This is a genomic window from Roseovarius halophilus (ex Wu et al. 2025) (assembly GCF_047086965.1).
This window is the reverse complement of record NZ_JBKOTX010000139.1, coordinates 1-16,214: the sequence shown is the minus strand read 5'-3', so window position 1 is coordinate 16,214 and position 16,214 is coordinate 1. Positions and strand designations below refer to the sequence as shown.

The 16,214-nt window shown below is 66.2% G+C and carries 16 protein-coding genes; 11 read left to right on the top strand and 5 right to left on the bottom strand.

The window, feature by feature from the left end; genetic code table 11:
- Positions 1-446: lytic transglycosylase domain-containing protein (locus ACH107_RS22575; protein WP_412507727.1), on the top strand; the 446-nt coding region annotated here is incomplete at its 5' end.
- A 41-nt stretch (positions 447-487) separates the two neighbouring features.
- On the opposite strand, the gene ACH107_RS22570 is transcribed toward ACH107_RS22575, so the two are convergent.
- Both ACH107_RS22570 and ACH107_RS22565 read right to left on the bottom strand, forming a co-directional pair.
- Positions 488-1,114 carry a 3-oxoacid CoA-transferase subunit B gene (locus tag ACH107_RS22570; RefSeq protein ID WP_412507726.1) on the bottom strand — a complete coding sequence of 209 codons (627 nt, stop codon included), beginning with the start codon at positions 1,112-1,114 and terminating at the stop codon, positions 488-490.
- Between the two features lie 4 nt (positions 1,115-1,118).
- The gene (locus ACH107_RS22565; RefSeq protein WP_412507725.1) at positions 1,119-1,832 is read right to left on the bottom strand and encodes a CoA transferase subunit A; all 714 of its coding nucleotides are present in this window, start codon (positions 1,830-1,832) and stop codon (positions 1,119-1,121) included.
- A 252-nt stretch (positions 1,833-2,084) separates the two neighbouring features.
- Here ACH107_RS22565 and ACH107_RS22560 point away from each other — a divergent pair, with 252 nt between their 5' ends.
- Positions 2,085-2,954, top strand: a complete 870-nt coding sequence (locus ACH107_RS22560; RefSeq protein ID WP_412507724.1) for a hypothetical protein — start codon at positions 2,085-2,087, stop codon at positions 2,952-2,954.
- Between the two features lie 39 nt (positions 2,955-2,993).
- Here ACH107_RS22560 and topA read toward each other — a convergent pair whose 3' ends face one another.
- From topA to tldD, 3 genes are all read right to left on the bottom strand, one after another.
- Positions 2,994-5,645: a type I DNA topoisomerase gene (gene topA, locus ACH107_RS22555; protein WP_412507723.1), complete on the bottom strand. Its 2,652-nt coding sequence runs from the start codon at positions 5,643-5,645 to the stop codon at positions 2,994-2,996.
- Between the two features lie 142 nt (positions 5,646-5,787).
- On the bottom strand, positions 5,788-6,936 hold the full coding sequence (dprA, locus tag ACH107_RS22550; RefSeq protein ID WP_412507722.1) for a DNA-processing protein DprA: 1,149 nt from the start codon (positions 6,934-6,936) through the stop codon (positions 5,788-5,790).
- 173 nt (positions 6,937-7,109) lie between these two features.
- Positions 7,110-8,534, bottom strand: a complete 1,425-nt coding sequence (gene tldD, locus ACH107_RS22545; RefSeq protein WP_412507721.1) for a metalloprotease TldD — start codon at positions 8,532-8,534, stop codon at positions 7,110-7,112.
- 190 nt (positions 8,535-8,724) lie between these two features.
- Here tldD and coxB point away from each other — a divergent pair, with 190 nt between their 5' ends.
- From coxB to ACH107_RS22500, 9 genes are all read left to right on the top strand, one after another.
- A complete protein-coding gene (coxB, locus tag ACH107_RS22540) occupies positions 8,725-9,567 on the top strand; it encodes a cytochrome c oxidase subunit II (protein WP_412507720.1) in 843 nt (280 codons plus the stop codon).
- A gap of 87 nt (positions 9,568-9,654) precedes the next feature.
- A complete protein-coding gene (cyoE, locus tag ACH107_RS22535; RefSeq protein ID WP_412507719.1) occupies positions 9,655-10,602 on the top strand; it encodes a heme o synthase in 948 nt (315 codons plus the stop codon).
- A complete protein-coding gene (locus ACH107_RS22530) occupies positions 10,602-10,763 on the top strand; it encodes a hypothetical protein (protein ID WP_412507718.1) in 162 nt (53 codons plus the stop codon). Before cyoE ends, ACH107_RS22530 begins: the two co-directional genes overlap by 1 nt.
- Positions 10,763-11,347 (top strand): cytochrome c oxidase assembly protein, encoded by a 585-nt coding sequence (locus tag ACH107_RS22525; protein ID WP_412507717.1) that lies wholly within the window; start codon positions 10,763-10,765, stop codon positions 11,345-11,347. Before ACH107_RS22530 ends, ACH107_RS22525 begins: the two co-directional genes overlap by 1 nt.
- 28 nt (positions 11,348-11,375) lie before the next feature.
- Positions 11,376-12,188 carry a cytochrome c oxidase subunit 3 gene (locus tag ACH107_RS22520; protein ID WP_412507716.1) on the top strand — a complete coding sequence of 271 codons (813 nt, stop codon included), beginning with the start codon at positions 11,376-11,378 and terminating at the stop codon, positions 12,186-12,188.
- Positions 12,189-12,282: 94 nt separating this feature from the next.
- Complete coding sequence (locus ACH107_RS22515) at positions 12,283-12,960, top strand: SURF1 family protein (protein ID WP_412507728.1); 678 nt, start codon at positions 12,283-12,285, stop codon at positions 12,958-12,960.
- Complete coding sequence (gene thrC, locus ACH107_RS22510) at positions 12,957-14,345, top strand: threonine synthase (RefSeq protein ID WP_412507715.1); 1,389 nt, start codon at positions 12,957-12,959, stop codon at positions 14,343-14,345. The genes ACH107_RS22515 and thrC overlap by 4 nt, the downstream gene beginning before the upstream one ends.
- Entirely contained in the window at positions 14,342-15,604 is a 1,263-nt protein-coding gene (locus tag ACH107_RS22505; RefSeq protein WP_412507714.1) for a M16 family metallopeptidase, read from the top strand. The genes thrC and ACH107_RS22505 overlap by 4 nt, the downstream gene beginning before the upstream one ends.
- Entirely contained in the window at positions 15,604-16,188 is a 585-nt protein-coding gene (locus ACH107_RS22500; RefSeq protein ID WP_412507713.1) for a GNAT family N-acetyltransferase, read from the top strand. Before ACH107_RS22505 ends, ACH107_RS22500 begins: the two co-directional genes overlap by 1 nt.
- The last annotated feature ends 26 nt before the right edge of the window (positions 16,189-16,214 follow it).

The following is a 16,214-nucleotide window of genomic DNA, read 5'->3' as shown; positions in this document are numbered from 1 at the left end:
CGCGGGCGCACGGCGCCGAGATCCTGCGCGCGACCGTGGGCACGCGCGTGTCGCCCGCGCTGGCGCTGGCCGTGATCGCCGTGGAATCGTCGGGCGACCCGACGGCGCAAAGCGACAAGGGCGCGCGGGGGCTGATGCAGCTCATGCCCGACACGGCCGCGCGTTTCGGCGTGGAAGATGCCTTGGCGCCCGGCCAGAACATCCACGGCGGCGTGGCCTACCTCGACTGGCTGATGGGGGAATTCGGCAACGATGCCGTGCTGGCGCTGGCCGGCTACAACGCCGGGGAAAACGCCGTCAGGGAGCATGCCGGCGTGCCGCCCTTTGCCGAGACGCGCGTGTATGTCCCGCGCGTGCTGGCGGCCTTCGACGTGGCGCGTGCGCTGTGCAAGACGCGGCCCGACCTGATCACCGATGCCTGCGCGCTGGAACTGGCGATGAAGTGACACGCGCGCCCCGGATGAGCCGGGGCGCGCGCAGACGCGGGTCAGACGATCGCCGCTTCGGTCTTGGCGATGACCTCGTCTCGGGTGACGTCCGGCGCGCATTCCTGGATGTGCAGGCCCTTGTGGGTGACGTCCAGCACGCCGAGATCGGTGATGATGCGGTCCACCACGCCCGTGCCGGTCAGCGGCAGGGTGCATTCCCTGAGCAGCTTGCTCTGCCCGTGCTTGTTGGTGTGGTCCATCACCACCACGACGCGGCCCACGCCGGCCACGAGATCCATCGCGCCGCCCATCCCCTTGACCAGCTTGCCCGGGATCATCCAGTTGGCGAGGTCGCCGTTCTCGGCCACTTCCATCGCGCCCAGGATCGCCATGGCGATCTTGCCGCCCCGGATCATGCCGAAGCTCATCGCGCTGTCGAAATAGGCGGTGTGCGGCAGTTCGGTGATCGTCTGCTTGCCGGCGTTGATCAGGTCGGGGTCGACCTCCGCCTCGGTGGGGAAGGGGCCCATGCCGAGCATCCCGTTCTCCGACTGCAGCGTCACCTCCACGCCCTCGCGGATATGGTTGGGCACCAGCGTGGGGATGCCGATGCCAAGATTGACATAGGTGCCGTTCTCGAGCTCCTGCGCCGCGCGGGCGGCCATTTGGTTGCGGTCCCATGCCATGGTCTCAGCCCTCCCTCAGGGTTGTCTTCTCGATGCGCTTCTCGTGATCGCCCTCGATGAGCCGATGCACGTAGATACCGGGCAGGTGGATGGCATCCGGTTCCAGCGCGCCGGGCTCGACGATCTCCTCGACCTCCATGACGCAGGTCTTGCCGCACATGGCCGCGGGCGGGTTGAAGTTACGCGCGGTCTTGCGGAAGATCGCGTTGCCCGTGGTGTCGGCTTTCCACGCCTTGACGATGGACAGATCGGCAAAAATGCCCCGTTCGAGGATGTAGGTCTCGGGCTGGCCGTTGGGGCCGGTGGGGAAATCCTTGTGTTCCTTGCCCTCGGCGATCTGCGTGCCGACGCCTGTCTTGGTGTAGAAGCCGGGGATGCCCGCGCCGCCGGCGCGCATCCGCTCGGCCAGCGTGCCCTGTGGGTTGAATTCCAGCTCCAGCTCGCCGCTGAGATATTGCTGCATGAAGGTGTCGTTCTCGCCGACGTAGGAGCTCATCATCTTCTTCACCTGCCGCGTCTGCAGCAGGATGCCGATGCCGAAATCATCCACTCCCGCGTTGTTCGAGGCGAAGGTCAAATCGCGCGTGCCCGCGTCCTTGATCGCCTGCAACAGCAGTTCGGGAATGCCGCACAGGCCGAAGCCCCCCGCGGCGATCAGCATACCGTCATGCAAAAGCCCGTCCAGCGCCGCGGCCGCCGAGCCGTAGACCTTGTTCATGGGAATAACCCTCCTCGTGTCCAGGTTGGCCATGGTATGGGGCGGGCGCGCGGGCAGAGTCAACTTTGCCTGCCACGTCTGAGCGAAGAAAAAGGTGCTTGTAGTCCGTTGTCGGTTTAGAGCCGAGAAATCTGCACTCTCTTCGCAGGTTCGATTGTGGAGGATAAAGATTATACAACCAGATTGGGCCTTGTTCGTTGAATCCGATCTCGATACCCTCAAGCCTCCCGTCGCTTACGGAAATCTCTTCGCATGTTTCGTATTCTACTGCTGATGGTGGCCACTGCCGTACTTCTGGTCGAGAGTTGGGTTGTTTACGAAAACCTATTTGCAGAGGTGCCCCGCGTTTGTAGAAGACTTGAGAGAGACAGCGCGATCACGGATCCTAAAATAGTTTGGGACACAAACATTCGCTATCATGATGATCTCGATGAGGCGCGGTGTTGTCTTGATATCGCGCACGCCGGGGGAGCGGTGAAGGACTTACCCTACACCAACAGCTGGGAGGCAATAAGGGACAGCCATGCCAGCGGGCGTAGGGTGTTCGAACTCGATTTTCAGCAACTCGCGGACGGCTCCCTCGTGGTTGCTCATGATTTTGACGAATTTGACCGGGTACCAGCAAACAGAATCGCCTTCTTGGAAGCCGAGCAGTCAGCGGGACTAACGCGGCTAGATTTCCAGATGCTTGCCGAATGGTTGGAATCGCGCCCCGGTGTTGTTCTGACCACAGACACCAAGTTGCCTTTGACACCAGAGGTTCTGATCGAAGCATTCGAGACACGTTTTGCCAGTGCCGACATAGCAGAGCGTATCGGCTTCCACGTCTACAGTCTGAGTGAGCTTGAAAAATTGGGCGGGATGTGGCCTGACTACCGTTTTCTGCTCTCGCTGTATCGTCACGACACCGTCGATGAGAATGCGCTCATTGCCGCTTTGAAGAAATACAAGCCGGCGGCCGTGGCTTTATCCTTGGATCGCTTCTTTTCTCTGATGCCCCAACTACGCTCCCACTTTCCAGCAATGCCGATCTACACTCACGGGAGCCCACGCAAAATTAACTCACCGCGCCTGCATGCGTGCCTGCAGTTTCTAGGGGCGAGCGGATTCTATCTTGATTGACGCTGCCTAAAGCGCAACAGCACACGAAGGGCAGACGCTTCATTTGGTTGTCGCTTTCCTTTTGGCCGGCAATTTGCCACCCTTGCCCTTCTTGGCGGCCTTCTCGGCGATCAGGTCCACGGCCATGTCCATGGTGACATCCGCCGGGTCGGTCTCCTTGGGCAGGGTGGCGTTGACCTTGTTCCACTTGACATAAGGGCCGTAGCGGCCGTCCATGACGTTGACGGGCCCGCCCTCCTGAGGGTGCTCGCCCAGTTCCTTGAGCGGCTTCGCCGCCGCGCGGCCCTGCCCGCGCGAGGCGGCCTTCTTGGCCAGTTCCTCCACCGCGCGGTTCATGCCGATCGTGAAGACGTCATCGACCTCCTTGAGATTGGCATAGAGCCGGCCGTGCCGCACGTAAGGCCCGTAGCGGCCGATCCCTGCCTCGACCGGTTCGCCGTCATCCGGGTGTTTTCCCACCTCGCGTGGCAGGCTCAGCAGCGTGAGCGCCTTTTCAAGGTCCATCGCTTCCGTCGACCAGCCCTTGGGCAAAGAGGCGCGCGGCGGCTTCTTGTTGTCCTCGGTCGCCTCGCCGCGCTGCACGTACGGGCCGAAGCGGCCCGAGCGCAGCGTGATCTCGTCGCCGGCATCCTCGCCGAGCACACGGTCGCCGTTCTCGTCAGCATCGCCGCCGATGGGCCGCGTGTAGCGGCATTCGGGGTAGTTGCCGCAGCCCACGAAACCGCCGCTGCGCGACGTCTTGAGGTGCAGCCGCCCCTCGCCGCAGAGCGGGCAGATGCGCGGGTCGGACCCGTCCTCGCGCGGGGGATAGAGCTGGGGCGCGAGCGCGTCGTCCAGAACGTCGAGCACTTGCGAGATCCTCAGTTCCGACGTTTCGGCGATGGCGGCGGAGAAATCGCGCCAGAAACGGCTGAGCACCTGCTTGTAATCCATCTCGCCCGAACTGACGTTGTCGAGCTCTTCCTCGAGGTTGGCGGTGAACTCGTAGCCCACGTACTTGCGGAAGAAGTTGAGCAGGAAGATCGTGACGATACGGCCCTTGTCCTCGGGGATCAGGCGGTTGCCCTCCTTGCGGACATATTCACGGTCCTGGATCGTGCCCAGCACGCTGGCATAGGTGGAGGGGCGACCGATGCCCAGCTCCTCCATCTTCTTGACCAGCGTCGCCTCGGTGTAGCGCGGCGGGGGCTGGGTGAAGTGCTGCAGCGCAAGCACGGCCTCGTTGGGTGCCAGCACGGCGCCGTCGCTGCGGTGCGTCTGATCACCCTGGCCGGCGGCCTGTTCGGTCGCGGCGTCGGCCTTGCCCTCGGTGGCCTTGGTGAACTGGTCGCGCAGCGAACTGGCCGCGAAATCGGCCTTTTCGCCCTCGGTGATCTGGGGCAGGCGGTTCTCGTCATCGTCGCCATCTTTCGCGTCGCGATCGTCGCGGCCTTCCTCGTAGACGCGCATGAACCCGTCGAAAAGCACGACCTGGCCGGTCGCGCGCAGGCCGACTTGCGCATCCTCGCTGCCGATCTCGACCGTCGTACGCTCCAGCCGGGCCGCCGCCATCTGGCAGGCCAGCGTGCGTTTCCAGATCAGGTCATAGAGCTTGCGCTGATCCTGTTCGGACACGTTGATCGCCTTGGCGTCGCGCGTCATGTCGGTGGGCCGGATGCATTCGTGCGCTTCCTGCGCGTTCTTGGCCTTGTTCTTGTACATGCGGGGGCTGTCGGGCACGTATTGCGCGCCGTAGCGGTCCTTGATGGCGTCGCGGGCGGCGTGCACGGCCTCGGGGGCCATGTCGATGCCGTCGGTCCGCATGTAGGTGATCAGCCCGGCCTCGTAGAGGCGCTGTGCCGCCGACATCGTCTGGCGCGCGCCCATGCCGAACTTGCGCGAGGCTTCCTGCTGCAGCGTCGAGGTCATGAAGGGCGCCGACGGGTTGCGCGTGCCCGGCTTGGCCTCGACCGAGGTGACGCTGAGCGCGCGGGAGGTGACCGCCTGCACCGCCAGTTCGGCCTGCGTCGCGTTCCCGAGGTCGAACTTGTCCAGCTTGTTGCCGGCCAGCCGCGTCAGCCGCGCCTCGAATTCCTGCCCGCGCGGCGTGGCGAGGCGCGCCTTGACCGACCAGTATTCGCGCGGGTCGAAGGCCTCGATCTCCATCTCGCGCTCGACGATGAGGCGCAGGCAGACCGATTGCACCCGACCGGCGGACTTGGCGCCGGGCAGCTTGCGCCAGAGCACGGGCGACAGGTTGAAGCCCACGAGGTAATCGAGCGCGCGGCGCGCGAGATAGGCCTCGACCAGCGGGGCGTCGATGTCTCGCGGGTTCTGCATCGCCTCGGTGACGGCGGACTTGGTGATCGCGTTGAACACGACGCGCTTGACTTCGGTGTCCTTCTTGATGGCGCGACGCTTGCGAAGCGCCTCCTCCAGGTGCCAGCTTATCGCCTCGCCCTCGCGGTCGGGGTCGGTGGCGAGGATGAGCTCGTTGTCGTCCTTGAGCGCGTCGGCGATGGCCTTGACGTGCTTGCGCGAATCGGTGCCGACCTCCCATGTCATCGCGAAGTCATCTTCCGGATCGACCGATCCGTCCTTCGGCGGCAGATCGCGCACGTGACCGTAGGACGCCAGAACCGTGTAGTCGGACCCCAGATACTTGTTGATTGTCTTGGCCTTGGCCGGGGATTCGACGACAACGACGGGCATTGAAATTCCTTTCGACTCGGGGCGCAACTTATGGCGGCGCACCATGTGGGCTGGCAAGAGGAATTGTCAATGCGGCTTGCGAGAGGGCGTCATGCGGCCAGTGACGTGCTTTCGTTGTGGACACTCCCGGGGGCTTGGCGCGTCATCGGGCACGCGAGACAAGCCCGCCGGGCGCCCGCGTGATGCGGCCGTCGAGTTCGAGGTCGAGCAGGGCCGGCGCGACTTGTCGGGCCGGCGCGGCCAGATCGCGGATGAGCTGATCCTCGGCCAGCGGGGACGGGCCGAGCCGTTCGAGGATACGGCCGTGCAGCGCCGCCGTTTCCGCCAGGCCGCGTTTTTCGGGGGGCGGGGTCGGCACGTCGTCAAGCGATAATTCGGGCTGGCGCGCCGGCGCGTCGGTGGTGGGCAAGGCCTCCATCACGTCGTCGGCGTTGCGCACGAGGCGCGCCCCGTCACGCAATAGCATGTTGCACCCCGCCGCACGCGCGTCGAACGGGTGGCCGGGCACGGCCAGCACCTCGCGCCCCTGGTCGAGCGCGGTGCGCGCCGTGATCAGGGAGCCTGACTTGGCCGCCGCCTCGATCACGACAACGGCACGTGACAGGCCGCTTATGATGCGGTTCCTGCGCGGGAATTCCCGGGCGCGCGGCGTGAGCCCCATGGGCTGCTCCGACAGGCGCAGGCCGGTGGCCGCGATATCCCCGGCCAGCCGCGCATTCTCGGCGGGGTACATCACGTCGACCCCGCCGGCCATCACGGCGACGGTGCCGGTGTCGAGGGCCGCGGCGTGGGCCGCCGCGTCGACGCCGCGGGCCAGCCCCGAGACGATGACCTGTCCCTTGCCGCCGAGGTCGGCGGCAAGCGACCGTGCCATCCGGGTGCCGAGAGAGGAGGCGTTGCGGGCGCCCACCAGCGCGACAAGCGGGCGCGCCAGCAACGACAGGTCGCCGAGCGCCCACAGGAGCGGCGGGGCATCGGCCAGTTCCCTGAGGTCGGCAGGGTAGTCCGGATCGGCGACGGAGACGAGCCGCGCGCCGGCTTCGCGGCCGGCCTCGAGTTCCGCCCGGGCCGTGTCGACGGGGCAGGGCTCGTAATCGTCGACCCCGGCGGCGCGGGCCACGTCGGGCAGCGCGTCGAGAGAGGCGATTGCCGAGCCGTGTTCGTGCATGAGCCGGAAGAAGGTGGAGGGACCAACCCGGCGCGAGCGCAACAGACGAAGCCACGACACCCGATCATCTTCCGTGGTGGGTGGGAGTGGGGGGTGAGTGGAAGGATGTACGTCCTCGGACATCGTGGCTCCGCCTGATTGCATGAGCACTATTGGGCGCGGTCGGTTAATGGGCGGTAAACCAAAATACGCCGGGCCGCGGTTTTTTCGAAAATTCCGCCCAAGATCTTGAAAAGACGCATGAAATGTTTCGAGATGGATCGCCGCGCCCGGTCGGCATCGCGGCGGGGCGGCGGTCAGCCCGCCGCGGACCCCCCGACCGTCAGCCCGCCGATCATCACGGTGGGCTGGCCCACGCCCACGGGCACCCATTGGCCCTGCTTGCCGCAATTGCCCATGCCCGGGTCGAGCGCCATGTCATTGCCGAGGCCGCGGATCTGCTGCAGCGCCGTCGCGCCGTCGCCGATCAGCGTGGCGCCCTTCACCGGCGCGCCTATCTTGCCATCCTGCACGCGGTAGGCCTCGGTGCAGGAAAAGACGAACTTGCCGTTGGTGATGTCCACCTGTCCGCCGCCGAAGCCCACGGCATAAATGCCGTCCCCCAGATCGGACACCAAGTCGTCGGGGCTCGCATCGCCGCCCAGCATGTAGGTATTGGTCATGCGCGGCATCGGCGCATGGGCATAGGATTCGCGGCGGCCGTTGCCGGTGGGTGATACGCCCATCAGGCGGGCGTTCTGCCGGTCCTGCATGTAGCCCACGAGGATGCCGTCATCGATCAGGGTGTTCCGGCCCGAGGGCGTGCCCTCGTCATCCACGGTGAGCGAGCCGCGCCGGTCAGGGATCGTGCCGTCATCCAGAACGGTCACGCCGGGCGCCGCGATCCGCTGGCCCATGAGCCCGGCGAAGGCCGAACTGCCCTTGCGGTTGAAATCGCCCTCCAGCCCGTGGCCGATCGCCTCGTGCAGCAGGATGCCGGGCCAGCCGGGCCCGAGAACGACGTCCATCACGCCCGCCGGGGCTGCCTCGGCCCGCAGGTTCACCAGCGCGATGCGCAGCGCCTCGCGCGTCTTGGCCTGCCAGTCCGTCGCGTCGATCAGCCCGTCCAGCCCGATGCGCCCGCCGCCGCCGGCGCTGCCCTGTTCGCGCCGGCCGTCCTGTTCGACGATCACGGACACGTTCAGCCGGGTCATCGGCCGGGTATCGGCGACCTCGGTGCCGTCGGGCCGAAGGATCACGACCTCCTGGTGCGAGGCGGCGATGGTGGCGGACACCTGCACGACGCGCGGGTCCAGATCGCGCGCGAAGGCGTCGATCTCGCGCAGTGTGTCGAGCTTGACGGGAAAGGCCGCGCCGGCGATCGGATCGGCCCCGGTGTACAGGTGCTTGTTCGTGCGCGGCGGCGCGGCGGCCAGCGTGCCGCCGCCGTCGCCCACGGCCAGCCGGGCGGTTTCCACGGCGCGCGCCAGAGCGGCCTCGGATATGTCGGACGAATGGGCGTAGCCCGCGACCTCGCCGCGAACGGCGCGCAGGCCGAAGCCCTCGGACGCGTCATAGGAGGCGGTCTTGACCCTGCCGTCATCAAAGACCAGCGCCTCGGCGCGGCGGCGTTCGAGGAAGAGTTCGCCGTCGTCGGCGCCCGTCGTGGCGTCGCGCAGCCGCGCGAGCGCGGTGTCGCGGTCAAGCGCGGTTTCGAAGGGGCGGAAGGGCTGATCTTGCATCGGTGGCTCCTGTCGCGGGGCACGCAGCGATTTGATCTGAATCAAAAAAGCGTCCGTTTGCCGCAATGGTCTTTCTTGTCTGGTGAGACAGAATATGGTTCATAGCATCGTTGAAACAACGGGAGTCCGCCCGCATTGGCGGCCGTCCCCGTTCAGGACGTGAATAACCGCTAACCGATCAGGGTGCACAATGCGACTAATTTCCAGCCTTCTGGCGGCCTCGGCCGCCTTCTCCGCCGCCCCCGCGCTTGCGCAGGAGGGGCTCGAGTCCGTCGGCAAGCCGGAACCTGGCGGCAAGGGATTCCAGCCCGCGGCGACCGACCTCGCCCGCGACCTGCAATGGCTGGACGGCATGATACTGATCATCATCACGGCCATCACGCTGTTCGTCTGCGCGCTGCTGCTGATCGTGATGGTGCGTTACAACCGCAAGGCCAACCCGAACCCGGCGGGCTTCACCCACAATTCGCCGCTGGAGGTCGCCTGGACGGTGGTGCCGATCGTGATCCTCGTGTTCATCGGGGCGTTCTCGCTGCCGGTGCTGTTCAAGCAGCAGGAAATCCCCGAAGGCGACATCAACATCAAGGTCACCGGCTACCAGTGGTTCTGGGGCTACGAGTACACCGACCACGATTTCGGTTTCGAGAGCTTCATGCTGCCCAAGGAGGAACTGGCGGAATACGGCTACAACGAGGACGAGTACCTGCTGGCCACCGACACCGCCGTCGTCGTGCCCAAGGGCAAGACGGTGGTGATGCGCGTGACCGGGGCGGACGTGATCCACAGCTGGACCATCCCGGCCTTTGGCGTGAAGCAGGACGCCGTACCGGGGCGGCTGGCCGAACTGTGGTTCGAGGCTGACAAGGAAGGCATCTATTTCGGCCAGTGCAGCGAGCTGTGCGGCAAGGATCATGCCTACATGCCGATCACCGTGAAGGTCGTGAGCCAGGAAGAATACGACCGCTGGCTTGACGGCGCGATCGAGGAATATGCCGGGACGCCGCGCGACGTGAAAGTGGCCTCGGCCGAGTAATCCCGACGGGCCGGGGCGTGGCCCCGGCCGCGCCGGGCGGCGCAGGGCGGCCAGTAGCGCCGCCGCTTTGAAAGTGACGACGTGACAATGACCGACGCAAGCATCAACAGCACCGCCGCGGCCGCGCAGGACGACGAAGCCGGGGTCCGGGATTTCTTCGCCCTGCTCAAGCCGCGCGTGATGACGCTGGTCGTGTTCACGGCCGTCGTGGGTCTGATCGCGGCACCGGCGGGCGTGCACCCGCTGATCGGTTTCGCCGCGATCCTGTTCATCGCCGTGGGCGGCGGTGCCTCGGGGGCGCTCAACATGTGGTGGGACGCCGACATCGACGCCGTGATGAAGCGCACGCGCACCCGGCCCATCCCGTCGGGCCGGATCACGCGGGACGAGGCATTCGCGTTCGGCATGGCGCTGGCGGGTTTCTCGGTGGTGCTGCTGTCGCTGGCCACGAACCTGCTGGCGGGCGCGCTGCTGGCCTTCACCATCTTCTTCTACGTCGTGGTCTACTCGATGTGGCTGAAACGCTGGACGCCGCAGAACATCGTGATCGGCGGGGCCGCGGGGGCGTTTCCGCCGATGATCGGCTGGGCGGCCGCGACGGGCGACATCACGCTGGAATCCGTGCTGATGTTCGCGCTGATCTTCATGTGGACGCCGCCGCATTTCTGGGCGCTGGCGCTGTTCATGCGGTCGGATTACGACGATGCGGGCGTGCCGATGCTGACGGTCACGCATGGCCGGCGCGCGACACGGGCGCATATCGTGGTCTACACGCTGCTGCTGGCCGTGCTGGCGATAGGGACGGCCGCGACGGCCATCGGCGGGCCCGTCTACCTGGCCGTGGCGGTTGTTCTGAACGCATTGTTCATGGCAGGCGCGGTGCGCATCTGGCGCCGCGACGAGGCGACCGCGGATGCTGACGGATATGCCGTCGAGAAACGGTTCTTCCGCCTGTCGCTCTATTACCTTTTCGCGCATTTCGGTGCCATCGCGCTGGAGCGCGTGGCGATGCCGCTTGGCCTCGGGGGGTGGTGATGGCGCTGTCGAAACAGCATGAGCTGCACAAGCGCCGTTTCGGCCGCAACCTTGGGCTGGGGCTGGTTCTGGTGGCGCTGGTGGCGCTGGTTTTCGGGCTGACGGTCGTGAAGGTCACGAACGAGGATTTCGCGACACCCGGTACAGAGGAGGCGAACTGATGGCGATGGATGGCAAGACCCGCACCGTGGTGCGTCTGGTCGGAGTCGTGGTGACGATGGGGGCGCTGGCATGGGCCGCCGTCCCCTTCTATGACTGGTTCTGCCGCGTGACCGGTTTCGGCGGCGTGACCGGCGTGGCCGAGGCGGGCTCGGACGAGGTGCTGGACGAGACGATCACCGTGCGGTTCGATGCGAGCAAGGAGCGTGACTTCCCGTGGGAATTCAAGCCCGTCGAGCGTGAAATGGAACTGAAGATCGGGGAGACCGGGCTGGCCTTCTACGAAGCGTACAACCCCACCGACGAACCGGTTGCCGGCAGAGCGTCGTACAACGTCACGCCCTACGAGGCGGGCGGCTTCTTCACCAAGATCGACTGTTTCTGCTTCACCCAGCAGGTGCTGCAGCCCGGCGAACGTGTTGAAATGCCCGTGACTTTCTACGTGGACCCCGATATCACGACCGATCGCGACGCCAAGTACACGCACACGATCACGCTGAGCTACACGTTCTACCAGACCGACCTGCCCGAGCAAACGCAGGCCGCGCTTGCGCCGGCGCAGGAAAACGGTACAACGCTGAACTGACGACGCCTTCGACGAGGGATACCAAAAAATGGCACATGAAAAGAACCACGATTACCACATCCTGAACCCGTCCATTTGGCCGTTCCTGGCTTCGCTGGCGGGCTTCGTCATGCTGTTCGGGGCGGTCCTGATGATTTCGCCGCGGGTTGACAGCAATCAGCCCTGGATGTTCCTGATCGGGCTGGTGGGTGTCCTCTATGTCATGTTCGGCTGGTGGTCGGACACGGTGAAGGAGAACCAGGCCGGCGACCACACCCCGGTGGTGCGGATCGGGCTGCGCTATGGCTTCATCATGTTCATCATGTCCGAGGTCATGTTCTTCGCGGCGTGGTTCTGGAGCTTCTTCAAACACGCCATGTACCCGATGGGCGAGATGTCCCCGATCAAGGACGGCGTCTGGCCGCCCGCGGGGATCGAGACGTTCGACCCGTGGCATCTGCCGCTGATCAATACGCTGATCCTGCTCTGCTCGGGCTGCGCGGCCACGTGGGCGCACCACGCGCTGGTGCATGAGAATAACCGCAATGACCTGAAATGGGGGCTGATTCTCGCGATCGCGCTCGGCGCGCTCTTCACCGTGTTCCAGGTGTACGAGTACACGCACGCCTCGTTCGGGTTCTCGGGCAACATCTACGGCGCGAATTTCTTCATGGCGACGGGCTTTCACGGCGCGCATGTCGTGATCGGGACGATTTTCCTCTTCGTGTGCCTGATGCGGGTGCTGCGCGGGCACTTCACCCCGACAAACCACGTCGGGTTCGAGGCCGCGGCATGGTACTGGCACTTCGTCGACGTTGTCTGGCTGTTCCTGTTCGCCTCCATCTATATCTGGGGCGGCTGAACGCGCCGGTGGGGGCGGCCCCACCCTACACGAAACGGGTAGGGTGCGTGATTTCACGCACCCTTTTCATTTGGAGGACCGGCCCTTGCGCAACATGATCGTGCCGATTCTTTTCGGGCTCGCCGGGGTTGCCGTGCTGGTGAGCCTCGGTGTCTGGCAGGTGCAGCGCCTGGCCTGGAAAGAGGGCGTGCTGGCCGAGATCGAGGCCACCATCGCGGCCGCGCCGGGGCCCTTGCCGGCGCAGCCCGCCGCCGCCGAAGACAAGTACCGCCCGGTCGAGATCACGGGCAATTTCCGGCAGGGCGCCCTGCGCGTGCTGGTGAGCCGCAAGCGCGTGGGCGCCGGTCACCTCATCATCTCGCCCTTCGAAACGGCTGACGGGCGGCGCATCCTTGTCGACCGCGGGTTTCTGGAACTGGAAACCGAACTGTCCGCGCCGCCGCAGGGCAGGGTGACGGTCACGGGCAACCTGCACTGGCCGGATGACCGCAACGACTCGACCCCCGAGAACGACGTGGCCGGCAACACGTGGTTTGCGCGCGATATCGGGCAGATGGCCGATGTGCTGGACACCGGGCCGGTGCTGGTGGTCGCGCGACGGTTGTCGCAATCCGACACGGACGTGACGCCGCTGCCGGTGGACACCGATCACATCCCGAACGATCACTTGGAATACGCGATCACCTGGTTTTCACTGGCCGCGATCTGGCTGGTCATGACCGTATATTTCCTGTGGCGCACGCGCCGCACGCAAGGGGGCTGGACGCCATGAAATACATCTCGACACGGGGGCGGGCCCCGGCTTTGAGCTTCGAGGAGGCGATGCTGACCGGTCTGGCCCGCGACGGCGGGCTGTACCTGCCCGAATCGATCCCGCGGATGAGTACGGACGAGATCGCGGCGCTTGAAGGCGCGAGCTACGAGGAAGCCGCGTTCCGCATCATGCGGCCCTATATCGGCGACGCCTTCACCGAGGAGGAATTCCGCGGCATCATCGCGCGCGCCCATGCCGGGTTCGGCCACGCGGCGCGCGCACCGCTGGTGCAGTTGGAACCGGGGCATTTCCTGCTGGAGTTGTTCCATGGCCCGACGCTGGCCTTCAAGGATTTCGCGATGCAGCTGATCGGCCAGCTTTTCGAGGCCTCGCTCAAGCGGTCGGGGCACCGGGTGTGCATCGTCGGCGCCACGAGCGGCGATACCGGGTCGGCGGCGATCGAGGCGTTCCGCGGTCTGGACGCGGTGGACGTGTTCATCCTGTACCCGCATGGCCGGGTGAGCGAGGTGCAGCGCCGCCAGATGACCACGCCCGGCGAGGGCAACGTGCACGCCGTCGCGCTGGACGGGCATTTCGACGATTGCCAGGCGCGCGTGAAGGACATGTTCAACGACTTCGACTTCCGCGACGCGGTGCGGCTGGCCGGCGTCAATTCGATCAACTGGGCGCGCGTGCTGGCGCAGGTGGTCTATTACTTCACCGCCGCCGTCAGCCTCGGCGCGCCGCACCGCAAGGTGAGCTTCACCGTGCCGACGGGCAATTTCGGGGACATTTTCGCGGGCTATATCGCCAAGCGCATGGGCCTGCCGATCGACCGGCTGGTCGTTGCCACGAACCGCAACGACATCCTGCACCGCTGCCTGACCGGGGGGGAATACACGCCCGACGGGGTCATGCCCACGATCAGCCCGTCGATGGACATCCAGGTGAGTTCCAATTTCGAGCGTGCGCTTTACTACGCCTATGGTCAGGACGGGGGCGCGGTGGCGCAGGTGATGGACGAGCTGAAGGCGGGCGGTTTCAAGGTCAGCCAGGGGGCGCTGGAAGCCCTGCGCGAGGCGTTCGACAGCGGGCGCTGCGACGAGGAGGAAACCCGCGCCGCGATCCGGGCCACGCACGATCGCTCGGGCGAGTTGCTGTGCCCGCATTCGGCCGTGGGGGTGAAGGTGGCCGAGGAACAGCGCCGCGCCGGCGTGCCGATGATCACGCTGGCCACCGCGCACCCGGCGAAGTTCCCGGCGGCGGTGGAAGAGGCGAGCGGCCTGCATCCGCCCTTGCCCGAGCGCATGGCGGACCTGTACGAGCGCCCGGAACGCGTGAGCCGGTTGGAAAACGACCTGTCCGCGCTGGAGACATTCATAAAGCAACGGTGTGCGACTTGACGGTTGAACTGACGACACTTTCCAACGGGTTCCGCGTGGCGACGGAGCACATGCCGGGGCTTGAATCGGCCGCGGTCGGGGTCTGGGTGCTGGCCGGGGCGCGGCACGAGCGCGCCGAGCAGAACGGCATCGCGCATTTCCTCGAACACATGGCGTTCAAGGGTACGAAGCGGCGCAGCGCGCTGCAGATCGCCGAGGCGATCGAGGATGTGGGCGGTTATATCAACGCCTATACCAGCCGCGAGGTCACGGCGTATTACGCGCGCGTGCTGAAGGACGACGTGCCGCTGGCGCTGGACGTGGTGGCCGATATCCTGCGCCAGCCGGTTTTCGAGCCGCGCGAGATCGAGGTGGAGCGCGGCGTTATCCTGCAGGAGATCGGGCAGGTTCTGGACACGCCCGACGACATCATCTTCGACTGGTTGCAGGAAAAGGCGTATCCCGATCATCCGCTCGGGCGCACGATCCTCGGGCCCGAGGCGCGGGTGAAGGGCTTTGCCCGGGCCGACCTCGAGACCTTCGTGGCCGAGCAGTATCATCCCGGCCAGATGATCCTTGCCGCCGCGGGGGCGGTCGATCACGACGCGCTGGTACGGGCTGCCGAAGGGTTCTTCGGGGACATGGGGTCCTCGCAGGCCTCCGAGCCGTCGCGCGCGCGCTTCGCCGGCGGTGAAAGCCGGAACGTGAAGGCGCTGGAGCAGGCGCATTTCGCGCTGGGATTCGAAAGCCCGGACTATGCCGATCCGCGCCTTTACGCGGGCCAGATCTATGCCACGGCGCTGGGCGGGTCGATGTCCTCGCGCCTGTTCCAGGAAATCCGCGAGCGGCGCGGCCTGTGCTACACGATCTTCGCGCAGGCCGGGGCCTATGCCGATACCGGCATGACGACGATCTACGGGGGCACCTCGGCCGACCAGATGGGTGACCTCGTGGGCATCACGGTGGACGAGATCAAGCGCACCGCCGAGGACCTGAGCGAGGCCGAAGTCGAGCGCGCGCGCGCGCAGATGAAGGCGGGGCTGTTGATGGGGCTGGAGAGCCCGTCGAACCGGGCCGAGCGCATGGCGCGGATGCTGCAGATCCGGGGCCGGGTGCCCACGATCGAGGAGGTCGTGGCCAAGATCGACGCCGTGACGCTGCCGGAGGTGCGTGACCTGGCCGCGGACATTTCCGGCCGGGCCCCTGCCGCGATGGCGCTCTACGGCCCGGTGGAGGACGCCCCGAGCCTGCAGGCGCTGGACGAAAGGCGCGCGGCCTGATGTTCATGCCGCGCCGGAAGTTCAGGATCGAGACGGAACGTCTGACCCTGCGCCAGCCGGTGCTCACCGATTTTCGGGACTGGGCGGCCCTGCGGGAGGCAAGCGCGGATTTCCTCGTCCCCTGGGAGCCGCTCTGGGCCGCCGATCACCTGTCGCGCAAGGGGTTCTCGAACAGGGTCTACTGGGCGCAACGCTCCATCGCCGCCGGGACGGCGGTGCCGCTTTTCCTGATCCGGCGCGAGGACCAGGTGCTGGTGGGCGCGATCACGCTGGACAACATCCGCCGCGGGCCGGCCCAGTCCGGCACGCTGGGCTACTGGACCGGCGCGCGCTTCGCCCGGCAGGGCTACATGCGCGAGGCGATCCTCGCGGTGGTGCATCACGCCTTCACCCGGCTGGACCTGAGCCGCATCGAGGCGGCCTGCCTGCCCGAGAACGTGGCTTCGCGCGGGTTGCTGGAAAAATCCGGCTTCAAGTACGAGGGCGTGGCGCAGAGCTATTTGCAGATCAACGGGCGGTGGCGCAACCACGTGCTGTACGCGGCGCTGCGCGCCGACCGGCGCGGGCGCACGGCGGCGGGGTAGGTGGGGGCGCTGCCCCCGTCGCCCTC

Coding starts and splice junctions, on each gene's coding strand:
- ACH107_RS22570 (WP_412507726.1), bottom strand. CDS start 1,114: ATGGCATGGGACCGCAACCAAATGGCCGCCCGCGCGGCGCAGGAGCTC.
- ACH107_RS22565 (WP_412507725.1), bottom strand. CDS start 1,832: ATGAACAAGGTCTACGGCTCGGCGGCCGCGGCGCTGGACGGGCTTTTG.
- ACH107_RS22560 (WP_412507724.1), top strand. CDS start 2,085: ATGTTTCGTATTCTACTGCTGATGGTGGCCACTGCCGTACTTCTGGTC.
- topA (WP_412507723.1), bottom strand. CDS start 5,645: ATGCCCGTCGTTGTCGTCGAATCCCCGGCCAAGGCCAAGACAATCAAC.
- dprA (WP_412507722.1), bottom strand. CDS start 6,936: ATGTCCGAGGACGTACATCCTTCCACTCACCCCCCACTCCCACCCACC.
- tldD (WP_412507721.1), bottom strand. CDS start 8,534: ATGCAAGATCAGCCCTTCCGCCCCTTCGAAACCGCGCTTGACCGCGAC.
- coxB (WP_412507720.1), top strand. CDS start 8,725: ATGCGACTAATTTCCAGCCTTCTGGCGGCCTCGGCCGCCTTCTCCGCC.
- cyoE (WP_412507719.1), top strand. CDS start 9,655: ATGACCGACGCAAGCATCAACAGCACCGCCGCGGCCGCGCAGGACGAC.
- ACH107_RS22530 (WP_412507718.1), top strand. CDS start 10,602: ATGGCGCTGTCGAAACAGCATGAGCTGCACAAGCGCCGTTTCGGCCGC.
- ACH107_RS22525 (WP_412507717.1), top strand. CDS start 10,763: ATGGCGATGGATGGCAAGACCCGCACCGTGGTGCGTCTGGTCGGAGTC.
- ACH107_RS22520 (WP_412507716.1), top strand. CDS start 11,376: ATGGCACATGAAAAGAACCACGATTACCACATCCTGAACCCGTCCATT.
- ACH107_RS22515 (WP_412507728.1), top strand. CDS start 12,283: ATGATCGTGCCGATTCTTTTCGGGCTCGCCGGGGTTGCCGTGCTGGTG.
- thrC (WP_412507715.1), top strand. CDS start 12,957: ATGAAATACATCTCGACACGGGGGCGGGCCCCGGCTTTGAGCTTCGAG.
- ACH107_RS22500 (WP_412507713.1), top strand. CDS start 15,604: ATGTTCATGCCGCGCCGGAAGTTCAGGATCGAGACGGAACGTCTGACC.